The organism is Bradyrhizobium sp. SUTN9-2, from assembly GCF_003122645.1.
Lineage (GTDB): Bacteria > Pseudomonadota > Alphaproteobacteria > Rhizobiales > Xanthobacteraceae > Bradyrhizobium > Bradyrhizobium yuanmingense.
Genome location: NZ_LAXE01000001.1, coordinates 5,166,634 through 5,189,716 on the forward strand (window position 1 = coordinate 5,166,634; position 23,083 = coordinate 5,189,716).

A 23,083-nucleotide genomic window follows, 5' to 3' on the forward strand; every position below is an offset into this window, starting at 1 on the left:
CCGCGGAGCCGGATCATCCACCGCTTTCATGCATCAATGAAATTGATGCAATATCAGTTACTTAGAGCGAACGCCGGAAGTAATGCGCGATTTCGCCGACGACACCGCGGCGGAAGGTCAGCACGCAGACCACGAAGATCGCGCCTTGGATCACCGTCACCCACTGGCCGAAGCCGGCCAGATATTGCTGCATGGCGATGATCACGAAGGCGCCGACCACGGGACCGAAAACGGTGCCGAGCCCGCCGACCAGCGTCATCAGCACGACCTCGCCCGACATCGTCCAGTGCACGTCGGTGAGCGAAGCGTTCTGCGCCACGAACACCTTCAGCGCACCGGCAAGGCCGGCGAGCGTCCCCGACAGCACGAAGGCCAGGAACTTGTATTGGTCGGTGCGGTAGCCGAGCGAGATCGCGCGCTGCTCGTTCTCGCGGATCGACTTCAGCACCTCGCCGAACGGCGAGTTGATGATGCGGAAGATCAGGAGGAAGCCGGCGAGGAAGCCGACCAGCACGACATAGTACAGCACCGTCGGCTTGGACAGATCGAGCACGCCGAACATGCGTCCCTGTGGGATGCCCTGGATGCCGTCCTCACCATGGGTGAACGGGGCCTGGAGATAGATGAAGTACAGGAGCTGCGACAGCGCCAGCGTAATCATCGAGAAATAGATGCCCTGGCGTCGGATCGAGATGTAGCCGGTGACGATCGAGAGCACGAACGCCGCGGCGACGCCGACGAGAATGCCGAGCTCGGGCGGCAGCGCCCAGACCTTCAGCGCATGCGCGCTGCAATAGCCGGCCGTGCCTAAGAACATCGCGTGGCCGAACGACAGCAAGCCGCCATAGCCGACCAGCAGATTGAAGGCGCAGGCGAGCAGCGCAAAGCACAGCGCCTGCATCACGAAGAACGGATAGACGCCCGTGAACGGCACCGCTGCGAGCAGCAGCGCCATCACTGCGAATACAATCATCTCGTCGCGCATTGCGCGCGGGGTCACAGGAAGCGTGTCGTCCGTCAGGGTTGTCATCTCAGGCCGCCCTTCCCGTCAATCCCGTCGGCTTCACCAGCAGCACCAGCACCATCAGCACGAACACGACGGTGTTGGAGGCCTCGGGGTAGAAATACTTGGTCAGGCCTTCGATCACGCCGAGCGCAAAGCCGGTGATGATGGAGCCCATGATCGAGCCCATGCCGCCGATCACCACCACCGCGAACACGACGATGATGAGGTCGGCACCCATCAGCGGCCGCACCTGGTTGATCGGCGCCGAGAGCACGCCGGCAAGCGCGGCAAGGCCGACGCCGAGACCGTAAGTGAGCGTGATCATGCGCGGCACGTTGATGCCGAAGGCACGCACCAAGGTCGGATTTTCGGTCGCGGCGCGCAGGTAGGCGCCGAGCTGCGTCTTCTCGATCAGGAACCAGGTCGCAAGGCACACCGCCAGTGAGAACACGACGACCCAGCCGCGGTAGATCGGCAGGAACATGAAGCCGAGATTCATGCCGCCCCTGAGCTGGTCGGGGATGGCGTAAGGCAGGCCCGAGGAGCCGAAATAGTTCTGGAACACGCCCTGCACGATCAGCGCGATGCCGAAGGTCAGGAGCAGACCGTAGAGATGATCGAGCCCGGTCAGCCATTGCAGCATGGTCCGTTCCAGGATCATACCGAAGATGCCGACGATGATCGGCGCCAGCAGCAGCGCCCACCAATAGTTGATGCCGCCGAGGTTCAACAGGAAATAGGCGACGAAGGCGCCCATCATGTAGAGCGCGCCATGGGCGAAATTGATGATGTTGAGCATGCCGAAGATGACGGCAAGCCCGAGACTGAGCAGCGCGTAGAACGAGCCGTTGATCAGTCCCACCAGTAGCTGAGCGTAGAGAGCCTGCATCGATCCCGCACCCGGTCCCTTCTATTCCTCAACAACAGGCCGGCACCGCTGCGGCGCCGGCCCGCATCGTTCACCGTTACTTCTTCACCAGCGGACAGGCGCTTTCCGACAGCGGCCGGAAGGCCAGGTCGCCGGGAGTCGTGCCGATCAGCTTGTAATAGTCCCAGGGGCCCTTGGATTCCTCGGGCTTCTTGACCTCGAACAGATAGGCCGGATGCAGCTTGCGACCGTCCGCACGGATCGTTCCCTTGCCGAACAACGCATCGTCGGTCGGCATCTCCTTCATCTTGGCGACCACCTTGGCCCCGTCATGCGGATTGCCGCCCATCGCCTCCAGCGCCTTGAAGTAGTGCAGCAGGCCCGAATAGACGCCGGCCTGCACCATCGAGGGCATCGCCTTGTTCTTCATCCGCTCGGAAAAGCGTTTGGAGAAGGCGCGCGTGCCGTCGTTCATGTCCCAATAGAAGGTCTCGGTGAAATTCAAGCCCTGCGCCACCTTCAGACCGAGCGAGTGCACGTCGGTGATGAAGAGCAGCAGGCCCGCAAGCTTCTGGCCGCCCGAGACGATGCCGAACTCGGACGCCTGCTTGATGGTGTTGGTGGTGTCGCCGCCGGCATTCGCCATGCCGATGATCTTGGCTTTGGAGGCCTGCGCCTGAAGCAGGAAGGACGAGAAGTCAGCGGTATTCAGGGGATGCTTGACGTTGCCGATCACCTTGCCGCCCGACTTCACCACGACCGCGGCAGTGTCGCGCTCGAGGGCATGACCAAAGGCGTAGTCCGCGGTGAGAAAATACCAGGTGTCGCCGCCCGCCTTCACCAGCGCCTGCCCGGTACTGTTGGCCAGCATATAGGTATCATAGACCCAGTGGACCGTATTCGGCGAGCATTGCGCGTTGGTGAGATCCGACGTCGCCGCACCTGTGTTGATCAGGATGGAATTCTTCTCTTTGACGATATTGTTCACCGCCAGCGCAACGCCGGAGTTCAGGACATCCATGAAGATGTCGACCTTCTCGACGTCGATCCATTGCCGAGCAATCGTGGAGCCGATGTCAGGCTTGTTCTGATGGTCGGCGGAGATCAGGTCGAGCTTCCAGCCCTTGGCAGCGAGCCCGGAATCCTCGATCGCCATCTGTGCGGCGACGGTCGAGCCGGCGCCACCGAGATCGGCATAAAGTCCTGAATTGTCGGTCAGCACGCCGATCTTGATGTTCTTGTCCTGCGCGACCGCGCCGCCTGCCGCGCCGAGCGCCAGGGCCGTCCCGAGCAACATTGCCGAAATGCTGTGCTTCATAATCCGACCTCCCAATATTCCTTTGATAGTTACTCTCGATCGTCCGGCCTGCTCGGCTACACACCGAGATAGGTGTGGAGCTTGTCCATGTTGGCGGCAAGCTCCGAATTGGAAAACCCGTCAATGATCTTGCCGTGCTCGACTACGTAATAGCGGTCGGCGACGGTGGAAGCGAAGCGGAAGTTCTGCTCGACCAGGAGGATCGTGAAGCCCTCCTTCTTGAGCCGCGCAATGGTATGGCCGATCTGCTGGATGATGACGGGTGCAAGACCCTCGGTCGGCTCGTCCAGCATCAGAAAGCTCGCGCCGGTGCGTAGGATGCGCGCGATCGCCAGCATCTGCTGCTCGCCGCCCGACAGCTTGGTGCCCTGGCTGTTCAGCCGCTCCTTCAGGTTCGGGAACAGCTCGAAGATCTGGTCGAGCGGCAAACCGCCTTCGCGGACAACCGGCGGCAGCATCAAATTCTCGCGGACGTCGAGGCTGGAGAATATGCCCCGCTCTTCCGGACAGAAGGCGACGCCCATGCGCGCGATCTTGTCGGAGGTCGCGCGGATGATCTCCTGGTTGTTGAACTTCACCGAGCCGGTGCGCTTGCCGATGATGCCCATGATCGACTTCAGCGTCGTCGTCTTGCCGGCGCCGTTGCGCCCGAGCAGGGTGACGACCTCGCCCGCGTTCACGTCGAAGTTGATCCCGTGCAGGATGTGAGACTCGCCGTACCAGGCTTCCAAGTTGCGGACTTGCAGGATGTTCCCGCCAGTCGCAGCCCTGGCCGGAGCCTCGGCGATCGCTGTATCAGGCATGACCGGCTCCCAGGTAAGCTTCCTTGACGCGCTCGTCCTTGGTGAGCTCGGAGTAGTGGCCTTGCGCGAGCACCTGCCCGCGCGTCAGCACGGTGATGATATCGGAGAGGTTGGCCACGACGCTTAAGTTATGCTCGACCATCAGGATGGTGTATTTCGCGGAGATGCGCTTGATCAGCGCCGCGATCTTGTCGATGTCCTCGTGGCCCATGCCGGCCATCGGCTCGTCGAGCAGCATCATCTCCGGGTCGAGCGCCAGCGTGGTCGCAATCTCAAGTGCACGCTTGCGCCCATAGGGCATCTCGACCGCCGGCGTGTTGGCAAACTCGTTGAGGCCGACATCGTTCAACAGCTCGCGCGCGCGGTCGTTGAAGCGGTTGAGCACCGACTTGGAGCGCCAGAAATCGAACGAAGAGCCATGCTGGCGCTGCAGCGCGACACGGACGTTCTCGAGCGCGGTGAGATGGGGAAACACCGCCGAAATCTGGAACGAACGGACCAGCCCCATGCGGGCCACATCCGCCGGCGCCATCGCGGTGATGTCCTGCCCTTTGTACAGGATTTTCCCGGCCGACGGCTTGAGGAACTTGGTCAGAAGATTGAAGCAGGTCGTCTTGCCGGCCCCGTTCGGGCCGATCAACGCATGAATGCTCCCACGGCGAACCTTGAGCGCAACGTCGCGGACGGCGAAGAAGCCCGCGAACTCCTTGGTCAAGCCTTCCGTTTCGAGAATGAACTCATCGGCCAAACAGTTTTCCCCCTGCCCGCGCGCGGCGCGTGGCTGTCCTTGTTGCTTCGGCTGTCCGGAGGACTTGCAGCCCACCGGGGCGCCGCCTCCGGGCGCGGAATATGCCGGAGGTGACGGGGGTTAGGCAAGGCGGAAAGCTGAGCAGGTCAGGCCTCCGGCCGGGGTACAAATGCTCCCTTAGTCGCAGAGGTCGATGTCGTGCCTGCCCGGCCTTTCCGGTTCGCAAGGCACCGGCCATCAAGCCGTCGTTAACGGTCTTTCGTCTCCCGCGCCAGCCTTCATCGAAAATTTTCCCGCAAGCCCGATCATCCCGGGGTTTTCACGCGCGGAGAATATTGTCTTGGATTTTGCAAGCGCCGCTCCCTCCGTCGTCAAGTCGATCCGCCAGCGTGATCTCCTCAACACGTGGCTGCGACTTTATGCGCGCCAGCAGATCGCTCCCGCGATCTGGGAGTATCAGCCCGCGCGGCTCGAGGAGGAGCTGTCGGATCTCATCTATTATACGGTGGAGCTTTCGACGCCGACGCCGCGTCTGGTCATCCAGAGCGAAGGCACGCGCATCTCGCGCGCCTATGGGCATACCGGCAAGGGCGTTTCGCTCGATGATTACGTCGGGCCGCGGCTCGCACCATACGTGATGCCGATCTATCATGAATGCGTCGCGCGCGGCCTTCCGATCTACAGCGTTGCCGACGTCGACGACGCCTATGGCCGAATCGTCGCGTATGAGCGGCTGCTGCTGCCGTTCCTGACCGACGGCAGGGTCAGCCACGTCATCGCGTCAGTAAAGACCTTCTGCGAGGACGGCGGCTTCGAGATCAAGAATCTGATGCGCGGAAATGACGCGCTGCCGCGCCCGAAGCTGCGGGCCGTGATCGATCGCGAGCTGTTTCATCGCGCCCCCGGCCGCATCGCACCCGCCGATCCGGTCGAGTTCTCGGACCAGCCGGGCCGCGCCATCTCCAACGAGATCATTGAGCTGAACTAGCCGTCAGCGCGCCTTGCCGCCGACCTCCTTGGCATAGATATCCGGCTTGAAGCCGACCAACAGCTTGCCGCCGATTTCGAGCACCGGCCGCTTGATCATCGATGGTTGCGCTAGCATCAAGGCCAGCGCCTTCTTCTCGGTGAGGCCTTCCTTGTCGAAGTCGGGCAGCTTCTTGAAGGTCGTCCCGGCGCGATTGAGCAGGGTCTCCCAACCGACCTTGTCGCTCCACTGCTTCAGCCTGTCCTTCTCGACACCCGCCGCCTTGTAGTCGTGAAACGCGTAAGCCACGCCATGGCCATCGAGCCAGGCGCGGGCCTTCTTCATGGTGTCGCAGTTCTTGATGCCGTAGATGATGGTGGGCAAGACGGTCCTCGCGCATGGCGTAGCAATGATGTGCGTGGCGTTGTACGAAACTCCGCGTCGCGCGACAATGTCGCGAGACGCGTCACCCCACCGAACGGACATCCCATGCACGTCACCCACGATCCCGCAGCGGCGGCCGCACCGACCATCGACTTCGACACATTCCTCGCGGTCGACGTCCGTGTCGGCACCATCGTCGACGCCAAACCGTTTCCGGAAGCGCGCAAGCCGGCCTGGCGGCTGTGGATCGATTTCGGCCCCGCCATCGGCGTGCGCAAGAGCTCGGCCCAGATCACCGAAAACCACCCGCTCGAAAGTCTCGTGGGCCAACAGGTCGCGGCCGTCGTCAATTTTCCGCCGCGCCAGATCGGCCCGGTCGTCTCCGAGGTGCTGACGCTCGGCTTCCCCGATGCCGACGGCAAGGTCGTGCTGGTGCAGCCGAGCAAGCCGGTGCCGAACGGCGGACGGCTGTTCTAGAGCATGATCCGGAAAAGTGTGTAGCGGTTTTCCGAAAAGATCATGCTCAAACACTAACCTAAAGCGACTTAGGGCCGCTGCGGAATGTTCAATCCGCGCTGCACCGCGGGGCGCGCAAGCCCGCGCTCGAGCCAGGCGCCGACCGCCTTGAACTGACTGAACTCGACGAGATCGCCGGCGCCATAGAAGCCAATGAGATTGCGCACCCAGCCGAGCATGGAGATGTCGGCGATGGTGTAGTCGTCATCCATGAACCATTGCCGGCCGGCGAGATGCGTATCCATCACGCCGAGCAGGCGCTTGGCTTCGGCGACGTAGCGGTCACGAGGCCGCTTGTCCTCGTAATCCTTGCCGGCGAATTTGTGGAAGAAGCCGACCTGACCGAACATCGGCCCGACGCTACCCATCTGGAAGTGCAGCCACTGCAGCGTCTGATAACGCCGCGCGGCATCCTGCGGCAGCAGCTTGCCGGTCTTCTCCGCGAGATATTGCAGGATCGCCCCGGACTCGAACAGCGCCAATGGTTTCCTGTCGCGGGGACCGTTGGGATCGAGGATCGCCGGAATCTTACCGTTGGGATTGAGCGAGAGGAATTCGGGCGTCTTCTGGTCGTCCTTGCCGAAGTCGACCAGATGCGCTTCGTAAGGAAGCTCGATCTCCTCCAGCATGATCGAAACCTTGACGCCGTTCGGCGTCGGCAGCGAATAGAGCTGAAGTAATTCCGGATGCTTGGGTGGCCAGCGCCTGGTGATCGGAAAGACTGACAGACGGTCCCAGTTGGGGACAGGAATGGAGGACATATCGGACATCGGGACTCTGGGTGCATGGACTGAGGCGTGCTCAATCTAGGCAAGGTACCGCACCGCGCAAGTCACTTCCGGCTGTGCTAGGGCGGCAGTGTCGCCATCGCCACGAACGGGGGCATTGCTTCATACTGCAGCCGAGACTCGATGAACCGTTGACCCGTGATCAGCAGCAGGGCCGTAAAGGCAACCGCGAGCATCGCGGTCGCCAATTGGCACACGTCGTACATTGTATTGTATATCCCTCGACAGCCTCTGGCGTAGAACGTCGGCTCAGGCGCCACGTTCCAGGCGACGACAAAATATTGCTATTTTTTCCCGATCTCGCTGCGACGGCATCGCTCTGTTCCGGCGGCTCTCAAAGGGACCAATGGCCCCCTCGCGCGTTGTCGCTCAATGAACATCGAGAAACGCGCCCTGCTCGACCACGCCGAACGCTGTCGCCGCGTCGCGAACGATCTCACGCACAGCAAAGCGGCGCAGCGGTTGCGGGCGATGGCCGACGAGTACCAAGCGCGAGCAGCGAGACTGGGCGACGAGGGCGGCTCATATCCAGGCCCCAACAGCCGCGGTCATCTCGAAGGCGAAGTCGAGGGCTGATCGCCTTCAGAAGTTGATCTCCATCCGTAGTCCGCGCGGATCGATCCTGCCGTCACCAACGGATTGCGTGCTGTCGCGCGCTGCGACAGCGCAGGCACAGGCGTCGATGAGATCGTCGCGACCGATCCCGGTGCCGTGGCGAAGCGTGAGCCATCTCTTGACCTCAGTGAAGCCGCGGCCTCTCAAAAGCGCGATACGCTGCTCGCGGCCCCGCGGCGAGGACTTCGGTTCGAGCCGCACGCGTCCTGCCAGATTCCAGAAGATCAATTCCGGATGCGCTTCGCCGATCGTCGCCTGCCGCGCCGGCGTCATGGCCTCGTCGACCTCCCTCATCTTGTCCCTGATATTCCAGAGCTGCGCCGACACGCCCCTGCCCTCGCCTTCGTGCTTCCAGTAATGGCGATTGGCCGCCGCCATGTCGTGGAACGCCCAGAGGTCGCGGCGCGCGCCGAGAAACACGGCTGGGCCGATCAGTTCGCGTGCGCGCAAATCGCAGGCGCGGTAGCCGCTCGCGTTCAGTCCGATCGGCATGTCGATCATCGCGCGGGCGTGCGGGATTGCGAGCAGACGCATCAGGCTTGGCGAATAATCGAAGCCTTGATCGCCGCGCTCGTCAATCCACGCTGCGACCCAGCCGAAGCGAAATCCGTCGAGCCCCAGATAGTTTTTGCAAGTCATGCGTCCGTCAATTTCAGTTTCCTCGCGCGTCTCGCTTGACATCCGCAAGTTGCGGGCGTATGTCCCGCGCCCTCGCAAGCACTTCCGTTTGCGACAGACACCATGAACCGAGCGATGTCGTACCGCTACGAAAGAATTATCCGCATACCGAATAGCCCAAAGCTGTTCGATTGCGCATGCCCGGCTCATGGGAGCGATCTTGCCTGACCGCAAGATCGACAGTCCGCTTCTCACGGACCCTCCCGAGCCTGCCGCTCCGGAGGGTTTTTTGTTGCCCGCCGCGCGGCCCCACCGAACATCCCGGCAATGGCCGGAACGAGGGACCCGGATCTCGGGGCTCGCGCTGGAGAGGCGCGTGCCCAAGTGCGCGGGGCCTGCCGGAGGGAACGAGGCGATGAGCCGGACACCGATGGCAGAGCGAACCCAGTGGGTTCGCAATGTGCGGCGCGTCGACAGCGCCGCGATCGAATTTTTCTAACTCGGTTTGCCGTGAGGGATCGCGGCTCAACCGACGCTGGTGGTGAAGATGTCGGATACTTCTCCACACGGCACAGCGGGTATGCCTCCCGCCTTTGACACACGCACCGGGATGCGGCCTCGGAAAAGGCTTGCACGCGGCCCGGCGCAGGATCTATCCGTTGGGGACAGAGACTGTGTTGTTGTCACTGAAAGCCGATATCGCCCGTTCCCCAGCGTACCCATCAATGGCCGATGCGAAAGCACTGGCCTGGCGGTGGTGAAGATGTCTGTTACTTCGTGGTAAAGGCGGGAAAGCGCCGAGCAGGTTCGAACCCTGCGCGCCGAAAGGCGGATCGCCCGCAAGGGCAGCAACAGCATCGATCGTTCCCCGCCAACCCGTCACGATCCGTGGTGAAGATTTCTGTTACTTCGCCTGCAACGCGAGAGGTCGCGGGTTCGAATCCCGCCCGGTGTCCCATGCACCGGTAGCTCAGAGGATAGAGCGCTTTCCGGCGAGCTTCGGCTCGTCGGGTACAGCAATCGCCCGTTCCCGGATCGTGTCCCCTAGCCACCGCCGGTGGTGAGGAGCGCTGTTACTTCGGATCGCAATGTCGAAGGTTCGACTCCTTCCGGACGAAAGTCCGTAGCTCAGCGGTAGAGCATGTGACTTGCCCGCAAGGGCAGTACAGCCTCGCCTGTTCCGTTTCCATCCCCATCAACCCAAGAGGAGGCCATCATGGTCAGGCTCAACAAGATCGTTCGCGCCTTCACGCGGGAGGGCGCACGCGCAATTCGCTTCACGCCCGAGATGGAGCTGAAGCGCGCGCTGATGAACTGCCTCCTGTGGGAGGACCAGTTCTACGAGGATGGCGTCGCCATCGCCGACCGCATCAAGGCCCTCGTGCCCAAGGTCGCGCCCGCGCGCGTCGCGCAGCTTGCGATCGAGGCGCGCGAGGTGATGAAGCTGCGGCACGCACCGCTCCTCGTCATCCGCGAGATGGCGCGCAGCGAGAAGCACCGCACCCTCGTTGCCGACACGCTCGCCCAGGTGATCCAGCGTCCCGACGAGATGACGGAGCTGCTCGCGATCTACTGGGCGGATGCGCTGGGGCCGATGCAGCAGCGCAAGCGTCAGCCGGTCTCCGCGCAGGTCAAGAAGGGCCTTGCCCGCGCGCTGACCAAGTTCGACGCCTATCAGCTCGCCAAGTGGGACCGCGACGGCGCGGTGCGGATCAGGGACGTTCTGTTCCTGGTGCACGCCAAGCCGAAAGACGCCGATCAGGCGAAGGTGTGGAAGCAGCTCGTCGATGGCGAGCTCGCCTCCCCCGACACCTGGGAGGTTTCGCTCTCGGCCGGCAAGAACAAGCGCGAGAGCTTCGAGCGGCTGATCGCCGAGCGAAAGCTCGGCGGCCTGGCGCTACTGCGCAATCTGCGCCTGATGCAGAACGCGCAGGTCCCGCGCGAGACCATCGCAGGCGCGATCGAGGCGATGCGGACGGATCGTATCCTGCCCTATCGCTTCATCACGGCGGCGCGCTATGCGCCGGACTTCGAGCCCGAGCTCGAGGCTGCGATGCTCAAGTCGGTCAAGGACCATGTGCGGCTTCCGGGCCGCACCCGGCTCCTGATCGACGTGTCCGGCTCGATGTTCGCGACCCTCTCCGCGCAGTCGGAAATGACGCGCGCGGAGGCGGCGTGTGGCCTTGCCATTCTCGCCCGCGAGATCTGCGACGAGGTCGAGATCTTCACCTTCTCCAACGAGGTCGTGAAGGTCCCTCCCCGCCGCGGTTTCGCGCTGCGGGATGCGATCATCAACTCGCAGCCGCATGGCGGAACCTATCTCGGCAAGGCGGTGACGGAGATCGACTGCAAGGGCGATCGCCTCATCGTTTTCACCGACGAGCAGAGCCACGACCAGGTGCCCGAGCCGAGGGCGCGCGGCACCATGGTCAACGTGGCCTCGTATCAGCACGGCGTCGGTCACGGCGCCTGGACCCGCGTCAACGGCTTCTCCGAGGCCGTGGTCGCGTGGATCGCGGCGTCCGAGACGGCGTTGACCTGATGCGCAACAACAATGGCCCCGGACGCGAGATGCGCCCGGGGCCAGCGAAATCTCTGAAATGATCCGCCCGCCCCCGTTATGGTGCGCGCGGAATGACAAGGATCTACGACCATGCGACGACCCGACCCCTACATGGAACGCGCCCGCGAGCTCTGCCTCGCCGCCGGTGTCGATCCCGACTCGCGCGTCGGCGAAGGACGCGGCCAGCCGGCCTGGTGCCTGTACAAGGACGCCGCGCGCAAGGAGCATCTTGCCCGCGAGGCCAATGCGACCGCGAGCTCGATTGCCGCGTTCCGGACGCAGGACGCCCGTTTCCAGAATGCGCCGCTGAAGGTGTTCGGACCCCACGAGGAGGCGACGATTGCGCAGATGCGCAATTGCATGGCCATCGGCAATGTCGTCTCCGGCGTGATCTGCGCCGACGGCCATCTCGGCTATGCGCAGCCGGTCGGCGGGGTCATCGCCTATGAGAAGCAGATCAGCATCTCCGGCGTCGGCTTCGACATTGGCTGCGGCAACATGGCGGCTCGGCTCGACACGCGCTTCGACGACATCGCGGAGATCGCACCCACGATCATCCGCGACGTCGCCAAGGTGATCTCGTTCGGCGTCGGCCGTGCCAACGCGGAACGGGCCGAGCACGACCTGTTCGACGACGGCGAGGCCTGGCGCGAAAGCGACATGGAGGACTACCGTCAGAAGGCCGTGAAGCAGCTCGGCACGGTCGGATCGGGCAACCACTATGTCGACCTCATGCGCGACGAGGAAGGCTTCGTCTGGATCGGCGTCCACTTCGGAAGCCGCGGCCTCGGGCATACCTCCGCGACGCGCTACCTCAAGGCCGCCGGCGGCAAGGACGGCATGAACGTCCCGCCCGCCGTAGTCGACGAGGACAGCGAGCTCGGCCGCCGCTACATCGCGGCGATGCAGCTCGCCGGGCGTTATGCCTATGCAGGCCGCGAGTGGGTCGTCGAGCGCGTCCGCCAGATCATCGGCGGCAGCGTCACCGAGAGCGTGCACAACCACCACAACTATGCCTGGCGTGAGACCCACGACGGCAAGGATTTGTGGGTGGTGCGCAAGGGCGCGACGCCGGCGTTTCCCGGCCAGAAGGGGTTCGTCGGCGGCTCGATGGGCGACGACGCCGTCATCCTCGAAGGCGTCGACAGCCCGGAAGCCAAGGCCTCGCTCTACTCGACCGTGCACGGCGCCGGCCGCCTGTTCGGACGACGTGAGGCGAAGCGGCGCTTCTCGCGCGAGGAGATGGACCGTTGGCTGAACGAGCGCGGCGTCACCTTGATCGGTGCCGACCTCGACGAGAGCCCGATGGCCTATCGCCGCCTGCCGGACGTGCTGGCCCAACACGCCGGCACCGTGCGCGTGCTGCACACGCTGCGGCCGTTCGCCGTCGCCATGGCCGGCGAAGGCGAGTTCGATCCGTGGAAGGACTAAAGCGAAGCCGTGGGCGGGAGGCGACGTCTCCCGCCCACGTCACTCCGTTTTTTTCCTTTGAATCTGGTTGTCTCTCATCTCGTCAGATATTCGCGCATCAAGGCGCGGGCGCGATGCAGCCGCGCCTTCACGGTCTGCCTGGTCGCGCCGAGCGCGGCGGCAATCTCGTCGATCGTCATCTCCTTGACGTCGCGCATCAGCGCGACATCGCGATAGTGCGGCGGCAGGGCCTCGAACGCCGCGGCGACGTCGAGCCGCAGATCGGCCTCAGGGCGCAACAGCAGTGCGGCCTCCGCCTCGGCACCATCAACAGTCGGCACGAGGCCGGTTCGGCGTGCAAGCCGCAGGCATTCGCGCCGGACCACGCTGAACAGCCAGGCCGACAACGCCAGCAGCGAACGGATCGTGCCGACGTGGCGGAACAGGATCCACAGCGCCTCCTGCGTCGCATCCTCGGCGTCCGCCGAGCTGCGGCAGGTTGCCCGCGCATAGCGACGAATATCTGGCTGCGTCGTCTCGAGCAGACGCGCAATCGCCTCGGCATCGCCGAGCCGCGCGGCCTCCAAAAGATTTGGCGAGATCGCCGCCGCGCTCACGACATCCCTCCCTTGCCGATGCCTGCCATCGCGCACATCGGGCAATAACCGACGAAACCGGTCAGCGCGAAGCCGGCGCCACCGAGCGCGACCAGCCATGCCGTCGCGCCGGCAAGATAAACGAACGCCGCAGCCGCCACCGCAATCCCCAGGACGACCCGCACCACCTGATGCAGCCCGCCCATGTTCTTTCGATAGAATCCCATCACATCCTCCGATATGGGCCGAGACCGATTGCCTCGACCATCAAGAGGACGCGACGGCCAAAAAGGATTCGCGCTGGTAAAAGATTCTTTGCGGTCAACCTCCGACCGCCTGAGAGGCAAGGCGCTTGAACTCGAAGAAGAACGGATTCCAGAAGCCCATGTAGCGCTGGGTCATCAGGACGCCCGCAGTGTTCGCTTCCGGACAGATCCACCAATGGGTACCGGCAAGGCCGCCCCATTGGAATTCACCTGTCGAGTTCGGCGGATCGAACGGCGTCGGCGCGAAGGTGACGGCGCCGCCGAGGCCAAAGCCCTTGCCGGGAATCGGCCCGAGATTGGCAAAGCGGATGGTCTGGCCTGCGGGCAGCTGGTTCGTCATCATCTGCCGCAGCGTCTCCGGCTTCAGCAGCGCATCTGACCCGGGCAGCAGCGCACGCAGCAGTGCTAGCATGTCCGGCAAGGTCGAAACCAGACCGCCGCCGCCCGAGAGCCGCGGCAGCGGCCGCCGATAGGCTTGCGGGTAAGGCAGATGGTCGGCGCGCGCGAGGCCGGGCTTCATGGGGTCGAGCACGTCGGCGCCGTTGTAGAGCGCGACCAGCCTGCCCTGCTGGGCCTCGGGGACATGGAAGCCGGTGTCGATCATGCCCAGGGGATCGAAGATGCGCGCCCTCAGGAAGACATCGAGCGGCTGGCCCGAGACGACCTCGACCACACGGCCGAGCACGTCGGTCGCCACGGAATATTCCCAGGCCGTGCCAGGGTGATAGGACAGCGGCAGGTCGGCGAGCCTGTCGATCATGTCGCTGAGCGGCGTCAGCGGATTGAGCACGCGCGCCTCGTTGTAACCCTTGAACAGCACCGTGCCGGGATCGAAGATGCCGTAGCTGAGGCCGGAGGTGTGGGTCAGGAGCTGGCGGATCGTGATCGGGCTCTTCGCCGGCTCGACATCGGCAAGGCTCGAAGCGTTCTGCTTCAGCACCTTGCGATTGCCGAGCTGCGGCAGGAATTTTTCGACTGCGTCATCGAGGCCGATGCGGCCTTGCTCGACCAGCAGCATGATCGCGCAGGTGACGAAGATCTTGGTGTTGGAGAACGCCCGGAAGATATGATCGGGCCGCAGCGCAGTGTTGGCCTCTCGGTCGGCAAAGCCCACGCATTGCTGATCGACCACCTCGCGGCCGCGCAGCACGGCCCAGGATACGCCGGGAATGATCTCCTGATCGACGTAGCGCTGCATCGCCGTCCGTACGGCGGAAAAATCAGTCGTTCTGGCGTCCATGTGCTCCCCCCCCCGATTTGTGGTTGGAATCGATATAGCGCGATTTCTCGGGATATGAAGCCCACGGTGCAGCTCATCCCTGCTTCATCAGCACGGTGACCTGCAGCCGGCGCCGAATCCGCATGCCCTGCCGCTGGTACAGCGCGATGGCAGACGTATTGCTCGCGAACACGTGCAGGAACGGAATTTCGCCGCGCGCCTCGATCTGGCGCGCGATGGCGGCGAGCAACGCCTGTGCGTAACCGCGACCGCGATGATCGGGATGCACGCAGACCGCCGTCATCTCGGTGAAATTGCCCGGCTTCATCCGCTCGCCGGCCATGGCGACCAGCTCGCCGCGTGCACGGATGCCGAGGAATGTGCCGAGCTCGTGCGTCCGCGCCGCAAACGGCCCGGGTTTGGTCAGCTCGGTCAGCGCCATCATGGCGGGAACGTCAGTCGCGCCGAGGCGGACGATCTCGGCATCGCGCAGCGAAGTGTCGGCGGGCGAGCCGATCAACTGCTCGCCGGGCTCCGCGAGCAGCACCTTGAAGCCGGCGGGAATTTCGACGGGCTCGGGCGTGAACAGCACCGCGACTTGCGAGCCCGACATGAGATCGCCGAGCGCCGCAAAACTTGCCGCGGACATGTCCGCCATATCGGCAAACGGCGTCATGTCCACGGGATAGCGCAGAGCCCGCGGGCCGCCCTCGGCCAGATGCTTCTGGCTCGTCGTCAACGCGCTCCAGATCGGACGATCCAGCAGCGCCTCATTGCTCGCGGACATCGGCCTAATCCTTGTCGAAGCTGACGATGACGGCGGCATTGGCGATCAGGATGGGATCGTTGGCCACTTCCGTGGCCGAGGGGATCTCCAGCCCGCCCTTGACCGCGGTGACGGTCACGGTGCCGTAAGGCAGCTCCTTGGCGACGGCTTCCTTGTCGACGGCTTCTGGATTCGGCACGCCGATCGTGACGTCCACGAACATGTCGTTCGCGGTCTTGCCGATCATCCGGAAGAAGCCGAGGCTGGAATGCCTGATGGCATCGGAGACGGCGCGCTTGGCCGCCTTGGTAGCGTCCCTGCCGTGGACGTCGACGCCCATGCCCATCTCGGTGACACAACGAACGCGGGTCATTTCATATTCCTGTGGTGGTTGGATCGGGTGATTGCGAGTGTCGGCGATCGGGCTGCGCGAGACAAGTGGAGTTGTCAGATCGACGGAGGGTCTCCGCCACAGGCTCCGTCATTGCGAGCGCAGCGAAGCAATCCAGAATCTTTCCGCGGTGACAGTCTGGATTGCTTCGTCGCAAGGGCTCCTCGCAATGACGAACGGTGAGAGCGTCGCACAAAATTCACGCCTTCGCCTTCTCGTGCGCCCGCAACTCGTCGACCAGCACCCGCACGTTCTCCGAATAATCGATCGGGACCACGACCAGATGCACGCCGCCCTCCCTGAAGGCGGCATCGAGCGTCGTGCCGAAGCTGTCGATGCCTTCGATGCGATGACCCTTGGCGCCATAAGCCTTGGCGTATAGTGCAAAATCCGGATTGCCAAACGTCATGCCGTAATCGGCAAAGCGGTCGACGGCCTGCTTCCAGCGGATCATGCCGTAGGCCTTGTCCTCCAGCACCAGCACGACCAGGTTGAGCTTGAGGCGGACCGCCGTCTCCATCTCCTGGCTGTTCATCATGAAGCCGCCGTCGCCGGCAACCGCAAGCACGCGGCGGTCGGGATAGAGCATCGCGGCCATCATCGCCGACGGCAGGCCGGCGCCCATGGTCGCCAGCGCATTGTCGAGCAGCAGCGTGTTGGCGACGCGGGTGCGGTAGTTGCGCGCAAACCAGATCTTGTACATGCCGTTGTCGAGGGCGACGATGCCGTTCTCCGGAATCACTTGGCGGATGTCGTGCACGATGCGCTGCGGCGTCGGCGGCCAGCGCGCTTCGGTGGCGCGGTCGGCGATGTGCTTCAGTATCTCTTCGCGCAGCGGCAGCAGCGCCCCGGCCTGCGGCAGCTTGCCTTCGAGTCGATCCGCCAGCAGCTCCAGGCTCGGGCCGACGTCCCCTACGACCTCGGCATCGGGGAAATAGACCTGCTCGACGCTCGCCGGCGTGTAGCTGACGTGAATGACCTTCGGGCCCGAGGGCCCCATGATGAAGGGCGGTTTCTCGATCGGGTCGTGACCGATCGCAACGATCAGGTCGGCAGCGTCAATGGCATCATGCACATAGTCGCGCTCGGATAAGGCGGCAGTGCCCATGTAGAGATTGGTGCCGCCGGGCACGGTGCCCTTGCCCATCTGAGTCGTGAAGAACGGAATGCCGGTCCGCCGCACGAAGCTTGCGATGCCGTGTGTCGACCGCGGCCGGCTGGTCGCCGCGCCCATCATCACCAGCGGGCGCTTGGCGGCCATGATCATCTCGGCGGCGCGGTCGAGCGCGGCGCGATGGGCGACCGGGATTTCGATCGGATGGACCGGGATCACGGGGACCGCAGGCACCTCGTCCCCGGCAACGTCCTCGGGCAGTTCGAGATGCACCGGCCCGGGCCGCTCCTCCATCGCGACGCGAAAGGCGTCGCGCACCACGGTCGGGATGCTGGAGGCGCTGACGATCTGCCGCGACAGTTTCGTGAGCGGCTTCATGGTCGCCACCACGTCCACGATCTGAAAGCGGGCCTGCCGGCTGCTCATGATCGGCTTCTGGCCGGTGATCAGGATCATCGGCATGCCACCGAGATGCGCGTAGGCGGCGCCCGTCGACAGGTTGAGAGCACCCGGGCCGAGCGTCGACAGACAAACGCCGGGCTTGCCGGTCAGCCGCCCGTGGGTGGCGGCCATGAAGGCGGCGGCCTGCTCGTGGCGGGTCAGGATCAGCTCGATCCTCGAAGCACGCAGCGATTCAACCAGATCGAGATTCTCTTCGCCGGGGATGCCGAAGATGCGGTCAACACCCTCATTCTCCAACGCCGCGACAAACAGGTCCGATCCCTTCGCTTTGCGTTCCATCCCGCCCAATGCCGCCTCCGCTCGTTGTGAATTCAGACTCCCCGAGCGGCCGCATGGTAACGGCTCGCGACACGGGAACAACTCACAAAGAGGCGCGCAACTGCAACTCGATCAGCTCTCGCTCGATTGACAAGCCGCGATATCTGACTAAAGTCAGATATCATGCTCGATCCCGTCTCCCGCGTTCGCCGCTTCAACCGCGCCGTCACCTCTGCCGTCGGAGCGCTCGATACGTCGTTTCTCGGGCGCGGCCGGCCGCTCGGGGCGGCGCGCGTGCTCAATGCGATCGGGCATGGGCGATCGGACGTGGCGGAGATCCGCGACTATCTCGGTCTCGATTCCGGGCTGATGAGCCGGCTGCTCCGCAGCCTCGAGGACGAAGGGCTGATCGAGACCGCCGCACGCGAGGACGATGCGCGGCGGCGCATGGCAACGCTCACACGGGCGGGCCGGCGCGAGTTCGCAGCCTACGAGGCGCTGTCCAACGCGCAGGCCGAAGGCCTCCTCGCGCAACATTCGCAACGCGAGGCGTTGCTGGCGGCGATGGACCTGATCGCCTCCGCGCTGACGCGCGAGCGCGTCGCGCTGGAGGAGACGGATCCGCGCTGCGAGCAAGCGCGCTACTGCCTCGGCGAGTACTATGCCGAGCTCGGCCGCCGCTTCAGCCAGGGCTTTGACGTCTCGCTGTCACGCGACCCCGACGCCAAGGACATGCGCCGGCCGCGCGGCACATTCCTCGTTGCGATGTCGGACACGCTGCCGATCGGCTGCGTCGGCTTGAAGGGCACCGATCACGGCTACGCCGAGATCAAGCGGCTGTGGGTCGCGCCCGCCGCGCGCGGGCTGCGGCTCGGCCGCCGCCTGATGGATGCGGCCGAGAGCGCCGCGCGCGAGCTCGGCATCGCGCTGCTGCGGCTCGACACCAACAGCGCACTGCCCGAAGCCGGTCAGCTCTATCGCAGCACGGGCTGGCGCGAGATCCCGCGGTTCAACGACGATCCCTATCCGGACCTCTTCTTCGAAAAGCGCCTCTGACGCTGGACCGGTTCGCGGTCCTCGCGCGTTGGTCGAGGCCGTGGGAGCTTCGATAATGATGAGAGACGACCTCGCCGACATCTACCGCGCCTACATCGCTTGCCTGAATCGGCGGGATTGGCCGGCACTCGGACAATTCGTGCATGAGGAGGCCACCCACAACGCGCGGCCCCTTGGGCTTGCGGGCTATCGCGCGATGCTGGAACGGGATGTTCGGGAGATCCCCGATCTGCAGTTCCATATCGAGATGCTGATCTCCGATCCTCCCCGCATCGCCGCCCGATTGAAGTTTGACTGCACACCGGTCGGGACATTCGTTGGTCTTGCGGTCAACGGGCGGCGCGTGTCCTTCTGCGAAAACGTCTTCTACGAATTTCTCGACGGCAAGATCCGGCAGGTCTGGTCGGTGATCGACAAGGCCGCGATCGAGGCGCAGCTCTGACGCCACGCCTCGATCTCGAATTCACGCCGCCGCGGGCGCCACCTCGCCTTGCGGCTTTGCGAAGGGGCGGAACGTCATGGCCATCAGGAAGGCCCCTAAGCCCATCGCCCAGGAGGCGATGTAGAGCCAGGCATAGCTGGAGAAGGCATCGTAGATCAGGCCGCCGGCGAGCGGGCCGGTCGCCATGCCGAGGCTGCCTGCCATCGCCGTGCCGCCGATCACCGTGCCCATCATCTTGAGCGGGAAGTTCTCGCGGATCAGAACGGCATAGAGTGGCATAGTGCCGGCATAGATGAAGCCGAAGATCGCGCCGACCGCATAGAACGTCGTCAGCTGTTGCGCGAAGACATAGGCGAGCGCGCCAAAGGCCTGCAGCAGCAGGCCCGAGACGAGCACGCGCTTGGCGCCGAAGCGGTCGCCCATCAGCCCGAAGGCGATGCGCCCGCCGAGGCCGGCAAATCCCTCGATGCTGTAGATCGTCACCGCTGCGACCAGCGGGATGCCGCAACTCACGGCATAGCTGACGGTGTGGATGATCGGGCCGGAATGCGTCGCGCAGCAGAAGAAGTTGGTGGCGAGCAGGATCAGGAATTGCGGCGAGCGCAACGCCTCGCCCATCGACATCTCGTTTTGTCCGGCGGTTTCGCCGGCGGGCGCGGCCGGACCTTGCGCGAGCGCCGGCGGACGGCGCACCAGGAACGAGACCGGGATCATGATGGCGCCGACCACGAGCGCGATGATCTGCATCGAGGTGCGCCAGTCGTGGCCGGAGACGAGCCAGGCCGCCAGCGGCGACATCGTCATCGGCGCCATGCCCATGCCGGCCGAGACCAGCGACACGGCGAGGCCGCGATTGGTGTCGAACCAGCCCGTGACGGTCGCCATCATGGGCGCGAAGATCGCAGCGCAAGCGGCGCCGACCAACAGGCCGAAGACGATCTGGAACACGAGAAGCGAGGTGGCGTGGCTCGCCGCGAACAGGCTGAGCGCCAGCACGACCGATCCCGTCAGCACCACCGGCAGCGGCCCGAACCGGTCGGACAGCGTGCCCCAAGCCATGCTGGTGAAGGCCATGGCCAGAAAGCCGATCGTCATCGCGCTGGAGATGCCGGTCACCGACCAGCCGGTGTCCTTGGTGATCGGCTGGAGGAACACCGGCAGCGAAAACATGCCGCCGATCGCGACGCAGCCAAGCACGCCGCCGGCGGCGACGATCACCCAGCGATAGTTGGAAGAAATCATTTCAGTCTCCCGTCAGGTCTGTCTCGCGTGGAAGACGAACGGGAACCGCGCCGGCCGACAGGCTGATGTCGTTTCTGCCGCACGCTTTCGTGAGCGGCCAGCAAAACTCGAAAAACAACCCCATGCACAGTAGCGGCGCCAGCGGGATCAATGACTTACCTACCAGGAACGACAGCTCAGCGGCTCCCTGTCCTCGCGCGACATCATCACAGATCGGTTTGACACGTCGGGCAAAACAGCCGCAGAATGACAGCATCCCACACATATTGATCTGGTCCGCGATGTTCATCGTGATGATGCTTCGCGCCGCCGGTCTGTTGGTGGATTGCAGGGAGTCCCACATGCCAAAGATCGACGTCGCCGCCGTGCCGGCCCGCAAGGGCTCCGGCTATCCGGCGCCTTTCAATGCGCCTTGCGCCGAGCGCATTCGCAAGCGGCTCGGCGATGCCGGAGGCTTGTCGGATTTCGGCGTCAACCTGATGCGCCTGCCGCCGGGCACCTGGTCGAGCCAGCGGCACTGGCATTCGCACGAGGACGAGTTCGTCTACATTCTCGAAGGCGAGGTGACACTGATCGAGGATGGCGGCGAAACCGTGCTGCACGCCGGCGATTGCGCCGCCTTCCCCAAGGCCAGCGGCAACGGCCATCACATGATCAACAGGTCGAGCGTGACGGCGGTCTATCTCGAGATCGGCTCACGCTCGCCAGCCGACCTCATCACCTGCTCCGACATCGACATGATGAGCCCGGCATCGGACGGCCGCTTCCTGCACAAGGACGGCACGCCCTATCCGTAAGTGACATTGCGGCTCACAGGGCCGCACTACGGCGCCAGTCGTCGACCGTGAGCCAGACGGCCGAGACCAGGAAGTAGATCGCGCCGACGGCGGCATAGCCCGCGACATTCGCAATCGACGGCACCGCAGGCGTCGCGGCCTGGAAGATGAAGAAGCCGCCCGCCAGGGCCGACTGGCCACCGCTGAGCACCATGGCCCATTGCGCGCCGAGACGCTTCCAGCGCCGCACGGCCGTGCCGAGCTGGAGCAGTCCGGACAGGATCGCCCAGGCTCCGAAGATTCCGAGCACCCAGTTCATGCTGACCTGCAAGGCCAGGATGACCGCAATGGTGGTGGCGAGGCTGACCAGCACGTTCAGGCCCTGCGTGCGGTTCTGGTTCAAGCCACCGCTCCAGAGCGCGTCGAGATAATTGGCGGCAGCGTCCCAGGCCGGATAGGCAACGAGCAACGTCGCTGCGATCACTGCCGATGACGGCGCGATCGCGAGGGCCGCAATGACCCAAGCGACGGAAAACGCGGCACGCATGAAGTAGTACCGTTTCAGCCATTCCGCCTGGTCGGCGCCCAATGCCATCTCGCTGGTTCTCATTTTCTGCTCCTTACCTACTAGTTGGTAGTTTACGTACGACGCCGAAGCAGCGCCCTGCCCGGCCTGTGCCGATCTCGTCAGTGCCTGGTGGAAAGCCGCTCCAGCAGCGGCCGGGTGATTGTCCCGAAGATTTTTGGATCGCCATAGGCCCGCGCCGACAGCATCGCGCCGTGAACGGTTGCCATGAATCCCTCCGCCTCGGCCCGCGCGGTGCCGGAGAGATGGAGCCGGCCTTGCCGCTTGCCGCGCTCCATCACCGAAGCCAGCCACGACGACACGGAGCGGAAATGCGCGCGAACTTCGAGCGCCACTTCCTCGGGCAGAATCGGAAGCTCACTGGCAAGGAGCGCGCAGACGCAGAAGGGAGCCGTCGCATCCTTGATGCACGCCTCCCAATAGGCGATGTAGCTTTTGAGCTGCTCGGCGGGGTCGGCGACATTGCGCTCGAGCGCCGACAGCCCTGCCTGGGCCTCCTCGCGATAGCGCGACACCAGGGTGCGGACCAGATCGACCTTGCTGGCAAAGTGGTGGTGGATGCTCGGCTTGCGGATGCCGACGACATCGGCGATGTCGGCGTAACTGAAGCCGTTGTAGCCGCCCGCGATGATCAGCGTACGGGCGCAGCCAAGAATGTCGTCGGCGGTCGAGGAAGCGGTGCTCATGGCGCTTAACTACCTTCCAGTAGGTAGGCGGTCAAGCGAGGATGCTTCAATGATCCGTGAGTGAGTGGTAGGAGCCCTGCATGACCATCCGCCCGATCGTGCGCTATCCCGACCGCCGGCTTGCGCTGCCGGCCCGCCCCGTCACCGCGTTCGACGATTCCTTGCGCGAGCTCGCGCAGGATCTGCTCGACACAATGCGCGCCGCGCCCGGCATCGGCATCACCGCGCCGCATATCGGCGTGCCCTTGCGCGTCGTGGTGCTGGAGCTCGACGCGAAGGACGGCCCGCAGACCTACGTCAATCCGGAGATCACATGGGTCTCGCCGGAGATGATCATGCACCGCGAAGGCAGCGTCTCGATGCCGGGGATCAACGACGAGGTGCAGCGACACGCGCGGGTGCGGATCAGCTATCGGGATCTCGACGGCAACATGCACACCGAGGAGTCCGAAGCCCTGCGAGCTGTCTGCCATCAGCACGAGATCGACCAGCTCGACGGCATATTCTGGATTCAGCGGCTGTCGCGGCTGAAGCGGGAGCGGCTGGTGAAGAAGCTCGAGAAGATGTCGCGGAATTCGTAGGGTGGATTAGCGCAGCGTAATCCACCTGAGTACGACAA

General features: G+C 64.2%; 28 protein-coding genes and 1 tRNA gene. 10 read left to right on the forward strand and 19 right to left on the reverse strand.

All coding sequences use genetic code 11. From position 1 onward, the window contains the following. Positions 1 to 61: 61 nt before the first annotated feature. The 5 genes from XF30_RS24015 to XF30_RS24035 all read right to left on the reverse strand — a co-directional run bounded on the left by XF30_RS24015 (position 62) and on the right by XF30_RS24035 (position 4,743). Positions 62 to 1,030, reverse strand: a complete 969-nt coding sequence (locus XF30_RS24015) for a branched-chain amino acid ABC transporter permease (protein WP_036022655.1) — start codon at positions 1,028 to 1,030, stop codon at positions 62 to 64. A 1-nt stretch (position 1,031) separates the two neighbouring features. Further along, complete coding sequence (locus tag XF30_RS24020) at positions 1,032 to 1,895, reverse strand: branched-chain amino acid ABC transporter permease (RefSeq protein WP_036000843.1); 864 nt, start codon at positions 1,893 to 1,895, stop codon at positions 1,032 to 1,034. Positions 1,896 to 1,971: 76 nt separating this feature from the next. After that, positions 1,972 to 3,192: an ABC transporter substrate-binding protein gene (locus XF30_RS24025; protein WP_036000846.1), complete on the reverse strand. Its 1,221-nt coding sequence runs from the start codon at positions 3,190 to 3,192 to the stop codon at positions 1,972 to 1,974. Between the two features lie 56 nt (positions 3,193 to 3,248). Then, a complete protein-coding gene (locus XF30_RS24030) occupies positions 3,249 to 3,995 on the reverse strand; it encodes an ABC transporter ATP-binding protein (protein ID WP_036022650.1) in 747 nt (248 codons plus the stop codon). Further along, on the reverse strand, positions 3,988 to 4,743 hold the full coding sequence (locus tag XF30_RS24035) for an ABC transporter ATP-binding protein (protein ID WP_018317619.1): 756 nt from the start codon (positions 4,741 to 4,743) through the stop codon (positions 3,988 to 3,990). Before XF30_RS24035 ends, XF30_RS24030 begins: the two co-directional genes overlap by 8 nt. A 340-nt stretch (positions 4,744 to 5,083) precedes the next feature. Here XF30_RS24035 and XF30_RS24040 point away from each other — a divergent pair, with 340 nt between their 5' ends. Further along, complete coding sequence (locus XF30_RS24040) at positions 5,084 to 5,731, forward strand: hypothetical protein (RefSeq protein WP_167361655.1); 648 nt, start codon at positions 5,084 to 5,086, stop codon at positions 5,729 to 5,731. A gap of 3 nt (positions 5,732 to 5,734) precedes the next feature. Here XF30_RS24040 and XF30_RS24045 read toward each other — a convergent pair whose 3' ends face one another. Continuing rightward, the gene (locus XF30_RS24045; RefSeq protein WP_109144027.1) at positions 5,735 to 6,094 is read right to left on the reverse strand and encodes an ArsC family reductase; all 360 of its coding nucleotides are present in this window, start codon (positions 6,092 to 6,094) and stop codon (positions 5,735 to 5,737) included. A 105-nt stretch (positions 6,095 to 6,199) separates the two neighbouring features. Between XF30_RS24045 and XF30_RS24050 the strand changes: the two genes are divergently transcribed. Beyond that, on the forward strand, positions 6,200 to 6,571 hold the full coding sequence (locus XF30_RS24050; protein ID WP_057028941.1) for a tRNA-binding protein: 372 nt from the start codon (positions 6,200 to 6,202) through the stop codon (positions 6,569 to 6,571). Between the two features lie 68 nt (positions 6,572 to 6,639). Here XF30_RS24050 and XF30_RS24055 read toward each other — a convergent pair whose 3' ends face one another. Both XF30_RS24055 and XF30_RS38645 read right to left on the reverse strand, forming a co-directional pair. Then, a complete protein-coding gene (locus XF30_RS24055; RefSeq protein WP_109145833.1) occupies positions 6,640 to 7,371 on the reverse strand; it encodes a glutathione S-transferase N-terminal domain-containing protein in 732 nt (243 codons plus the stop codon). 86 nt (positions 7,372 to 7,457) lie between these two features. Then, on the reverse strand, positions 7,458 to 7,604 hold the full coding sequence (locus XF30_RS38645; protein WP_192893234.1) for a hypothetical protein: 147 nt from the start codon (positions 7,602 to 7,604) through the stop codon (positions 7,458 to 7,460). A 166-nt stretch (positions 7,605 to 7,770) separates the two neighbouring features. On the opposite strand from XF30_RS38645, the gene XF30_RS24060 reads away from it, so the two are divergent. Next, the gene (locus XF30_RS24060; protein WP_036022634.1) at positions 7,771 to 7,974 is read left to right on the forward strand and encodes a hypothetical protein; all 204 of its coding nucleotides are present in this window, start codon (positions 7,771 to 7,773) and stop codon (positions 7,972 to 7,974) included. Between the two features lie 6 nt (positions 7,975 to 7,980). Here XF30_RS24060 and XF30_RS24065 read toward each other — a convergent pair whose 3' ends face one another. Continuing rightward, the gene (locus XF30_RS24065; RefSeq protein ID WP_036000909.1) at positions 7,981 to 8,652 is read right to left on the reverse strand and encodes a DUF429 domain-containing protein; all 672 of its coding nucleotides are present in this window, start codon (positions 8,650 to 8,652) and stop codon (positions 7,981 to 7,983) included. A gap of 941 nt (positions 8,653 to 9,593) precedes the next feature. Between XF30_RS24065 and XF30_RS38225 the strand changes: the two genes are divergently transcribed. From XF30_RS38225 to XF30_RS24080, 3 genes are all read left to right on the forward strand, one after another. Then, positions 9,594 to 9,749, forward strand: a tRNA-Arg gene (locus XF30_RS38225). Positions 9,750 to 9,847: 98 nt separating this feature from the next. Then, the gene (locus tag XF30_RS24075; protein ID WP_109144029.1) at positions 9,848 to 11,173 is read left to right on the forward strand and encodes a TROVE domain-containing protein; all 1,326 of its coding nucleotides are present in this window, start codon (positions 9,848 to 9,850) and stop codon (positions 11,171 to 11,173) included. Positions 11,174 to 11,284: 111 nt separating this feature from the next. Next, on the forward strand, positions 11,285 to 12,625 hold the full coding sequence (locus XF30_RS24080) for an RtcB family protein (RefSeq protein WP_109144030.1): 1,341 nt from the start codon (positions 11,285 to 11,287) through the stop codon (positions 12,623 to 12,625). Between the two features lie 74 nt (positions 12,626 to 12,699). Here XF30_RS24080 and XF30_RS24085 read toward each other — a convergent pair whose 3' ends face one another. The 6 genes from XF30_RS24085 to XF30_RS24110 form a co-directional block, all read right to left on the reverse strand. After that, positions 12,700 to 13,221, reverse strand: a complete 522-nt coding sequence (locus tag XF30_RS24085; RefSeq protein WP_109144031.1) for an RNA polymerase sigma factor — start codon at positions 13,219 to 13,221, stop codon at positions 12,700 to 12,702. Next, positions 13,218 to 13,427: a YgaP family membrane protein gene (locus tag XF30_RS24090; RefSeq protein ID WP_192893235.1), complete on the reverse strand. Its 210-nt coding sequence runs from the start codon at positions 13,425 to 13,427 to the stop codon at positions 13,218 to 13,220. Before XF30_RS24090 ends, XF30_RS24085 begins: the two co-directional genes overlap by 4 nt. Before the next feature lie 94 nt (positions 13,428 to 13,521). After that, on the reverse strand, positions 13,522 to 14,706 hold the full coding sequence (locus XF30_RS24095) for a serine hydrolase domain-containing protein (protein WP_109144032.1): 1,185 nt from the start codon (positions 14,704 to 14,706) through the stop codon (positions 13,522 to 13,524). Between the two features lie 73 nt (positions 14,707 to 14,779). Then, positions 14,780 to 15,472, reverse strand: coding sequence for a GNAT family N-acetyltransferase (locus tag XF30_RS24100; RefSeq protein ID WP_192893236.1), 693 nt, complete (start codon positions 15,470 to 15,472; stop codon positions 14,780 to 14,782). 4 nt (positions 15,473 to 15,476) lie between these two features. Further along, a complete protein-coding gene (locus tag XF30_RS24105; protein ID WP_018646107.1) occupies positions 15,477 to 15,824 on the reverse strand; it encodes a Lin0512 family protein in 348 nt (115 codons plus the stop codon). 217 nt (positions 15,825 to 16,041) lie between these two features. After that, positions 16,042 to 17,697, reverse strand: a complete 1,656-nt coding sequence (locus XF30_RS24110; protein ID WP_204524524.1) for an acetolactate synthase large subunit — start codon at positions 17,695 to 17,697, stop codon at positions 16,042 to 16,044. 162 nt (positions 17,698 to 17,859) lie between these two features. On the opposite strand from XF30_RS24110, the gene XF30_RS24115 reads away from it, so the two are divergent. Further along, positions 17,860 to 18,732 carry a bifunctional helix-turn-helix transcriptional regulator/GNAT family N-acetyltransferase gene (locus tag XF30_RS24115; RefSeq protein WP_109144035.1) on the forward strand — a complete coding sequence of 291 codons (873 nt, stop codon included), beginning with the start codon at positions 17,860 to 17,862 and terminating at the stop codon, positions 18,730 to 18,732. Positions 18,733 to 18,787: 55 nt separating this feature from the next. After that, the gene (locus tag XF30_RS24120; RefSeq protein WP_109144036.1) at positions 18,788 to 19,174 is read left to right on the forward strand and encodes an ester cyclase; all 387 of its coding nucleotides are present in this window, start codon (positions 18,788 to 18,790) and stop codon (positions 19,172 to 19,174) included. Positions 19,175 to 19,195: 21 nt separating this feature from the next. Here the strand turns inward: XF30_RS24120 and XF30_RS24125 are convergent, their stop codons facing one another. Together XF30_RS24125 and XF30_RS24130 are read right to left on the reverse strand one after the other, a co-directional pair. After that, entirely contained in the window at positions 19,196 to 20,416 is a 1,221-nt protein-coding gene (locus XF30_RS24125; protein WP_109144037.1) for an MFS transporter, read from the reverse strand. Between the two features lies 1 nt (position 20,417). Continuing rightward, positions 20,418 to 20,759, reverse strand: a complete 342-nt coding sequence (locus XF30_RS24130) for a hypothetical protein (protein WP_109144038.1) — start codon at positions 20,757 to 20,759, stop codon at positions 20,418 to 20,420. Between XF30_RS24130 and XF30_RS24135 the strand changes: the two genes are divergently transcribed. Then, complete coding sequence (locus XF30_RS24135; protein ID WP_109144039.1) at positions 20,758 to 21,213, forward strand: cupin domain-containing protein; 456 nt, start codon at positions 20,758 to 20,760, stop codon at positions 21,211 to 21,213. The two genes, XF30_RS24130 and XF30_RS24135, sit on opposite strands and share 2 nt — an antisense overlap. 13 nt (positions 21,214 to 21,226) lie before the next feature. On the opposite strand, the gene XF30_RS24140 is transcribed toward XF30_RS24135, so the two are convergent. Both XF30_RS24140 and XF30_RS24145 read right to left on the reverse strand, forming a co-directional pair. Then, entirely contained in the window at positions 21,227 to 21,802 is a 576-nt protein-coding gene (locus XF30_RS24140) for a DUF308 domain-containing protein (protein WP_109144040.1), read from the reverse strand. A 77-nt stretch (positions 21,803 to 21,879) separates the two neighbouring features. After that, positions 21,880 to 22,464, reverse strand: coding sequence for a TetR/AcrR family transcriptional regulator (locus XF30_RS24145; protein WP_036000944.1), 585 nt, complete (start codon positions 22,462 to 22,464; stop codon positions 21,880 to 21,882). Between the two features lie 80 nt (positions 22,465 to 22,544). Here XF30_RS24145 and XF30_RS24150 point away from each other — a divergent pair, with 80 nt between their 5' ends. Further along, a complete protein-coding gene (locus tag XF30_RS24150; RefSeq protein WP_109144041.1) occupies positions 22,545 to 23,045 on the forward strand; it encodes a peptide deformylase in 501 nt (166 codons plus the stop codon). The last annotated feature ends 38 nt before the right edge of the window (positions 23,046 to 23,083 follow it).

Bases quoted from the DNA above. Each gene is read 5' to 3' on its own strand.
- XF30_RS24015 (WP_036022655.1), bottom strand. From the start codon at position 1,030: ATGACAACCCTGACGGACGACACGCTTCCTGTGACCCCGCGCGCAATG.
- XF30_RS24020 (WP_036000843.1), bottom strand. From the start codon at position 1,895: ATGCAGGCTCTCTACGCTCAGCTACTGGTGGGACTGATCAACGGCTCG.
- XF30_RS24025 (WP_036000846.1), bottom strand. From the start codon at position 3,192: ATGAAGCACAGCATTTCGGCAATGTTGCTCGGGACGGCCCTGGCGCTC.
- XF30_RS24030 (WP_036022650.1), bottom strand. From the start codon at position 3,995: ATGCCTGATACAGCGATCGCCGAGGCTCCGGCCAGGGCTGCGACTGGC.
- XF30_RS24050 (WP_057028941.1), top strand. From the start codon at position 6,200: ATGCACGTCACCCACGATCCCGCAGCGGCGGCCGCACCGACCATCGAC.
- XF30_RS24055 (WP_109145833.1), bottom strand. From the start codon at position 7,371: ATGTCCTCCATTCCTGTCCCCAACTGGGACCGTCTGTCAGTCTTTCCG.
- XF30_RS38645 (WP_192893234.1), bottom strand. From the start codon at position 7,604: ATGTACGACGTGTGCCAATTGGCGACCGCGATGCTCGCGGTTGCCTTT.
- XF30_RS24060 (WP_036022634.1), top strand. From the start codon at position 7,771: ATGAACATCGAGAAACGCGCCCTGCTCGACCACGCCGAACGCTGTCGC.
- XF30_RS24065 (WP_036000909.1), bottom strand. From the start codon at position 8,652: ATGACTTGCAAAAACTATCTGGGGCTCGACGGATTTCGCTTCGGCTGG.
- XF30_RS24075 (WP_109144029.1), top strand. From the start codon at position 9,848: ATGGTCAGGCTCAACAAGATCGTTCGCGCCTTCACGCGGGAGGGCGCA.
- XF30_RS24080 (WP_109144030.1), top strand. From the start codon at position 11,285: ATGCGACGACCCGACCCCTACATGGAACGCGCCCGCGAGCTCTGCCTC.
- XF30_RS24090 (WP_192893235.1), bottom strand. From the start codon at position 13,427: ATGGGATTCTATCGAAAGAACATGGGCGGGCTGCATCAGGTGGTGCGG.
- XF30_RS24095 (WP_109144032.1), bottom strand. From the start codon at position 14,706: ATGGACGCCAGAACGACTGATTTTTCCGCCGTACGGACGGCGATGCAG.
- XF30_RS24100 (WP_192893236.1), bottom strand. From the start codon at position 15,472: ATGTCCGCGAGCAATGAGGCGCTGCTGGATCGTCCGATCTGGAGCGCG.
- XF30_RS24105 (WP_018646107.1), bottom strand. From the start codon at position 15,824: ATGACCCGCGTTCGTTGTGTCACCGAGATGGGCATGGGCGTCGACGTC.
- XF30_RS24110 (WP_204524524.1), bottom strand. From the start codon at position 17,697: ATGGAACGCAAAGCGAAGGGATCGGACCTGTTTGTCGCGGCGTTGGAG.
- XF30_RS24115 (WP_109144035.1), top strand. From the start codon at position 17,860: ATGCTCGATCCCGTCTCCCGCGTTCGCCGCTTCAACCGCGCCGTCACC.
- XF30_RS24120 (WP_109144036.1), top strand. From the start codon at position 18,788: ATGATGAGAGACGACCTCGCCGACATCTACCGCGCCTACATCGCTTGC.
- XF30_RS24125 (WP_109144037.1), bottom strand. From the start codon at position 20,416: ATGATTTCTTCCAACTATCGCTGGGTGATCGTCGCCGCCGGCGGCGTG.
- XF30_RS24135 (WP_109144039.1), top strand. From the start codon at position 20,758: ATGCCAAAGATCGACGTCGCCGCCGTGCCGGCCCGCAAGGGCTCCGGC.
- XF30_RS24130 (WP_109144038.1), bottom strand. From the start codon at position 20,759: ATGTGGGACTCCCTGCAATCCACCAACAGACCGGCGGCGCGAAGCATC.
- XF30_RS24140 (WP_109144040.1), bottom strand. From the start codon at position 21,802: ATGAGAACCAGCGAGATGGCATTGGGCGCCGACCAGGCGGAATGGCTG.
- XF30_RS24145 (WP_036000944.1), bottom strand. From the start codon at position 22,464: ATGAGCACCGCTTCCTCGACCGCCGACGACATTCTTGGCTGCGCCCGT.
- XF30_RS24150 (WP_109144041.1), top strand. From the start codon at position 22,545: ATGACCATCCGCCCGATCGTGCGCTATCCCGACCGCCGGCTTGCGCTG.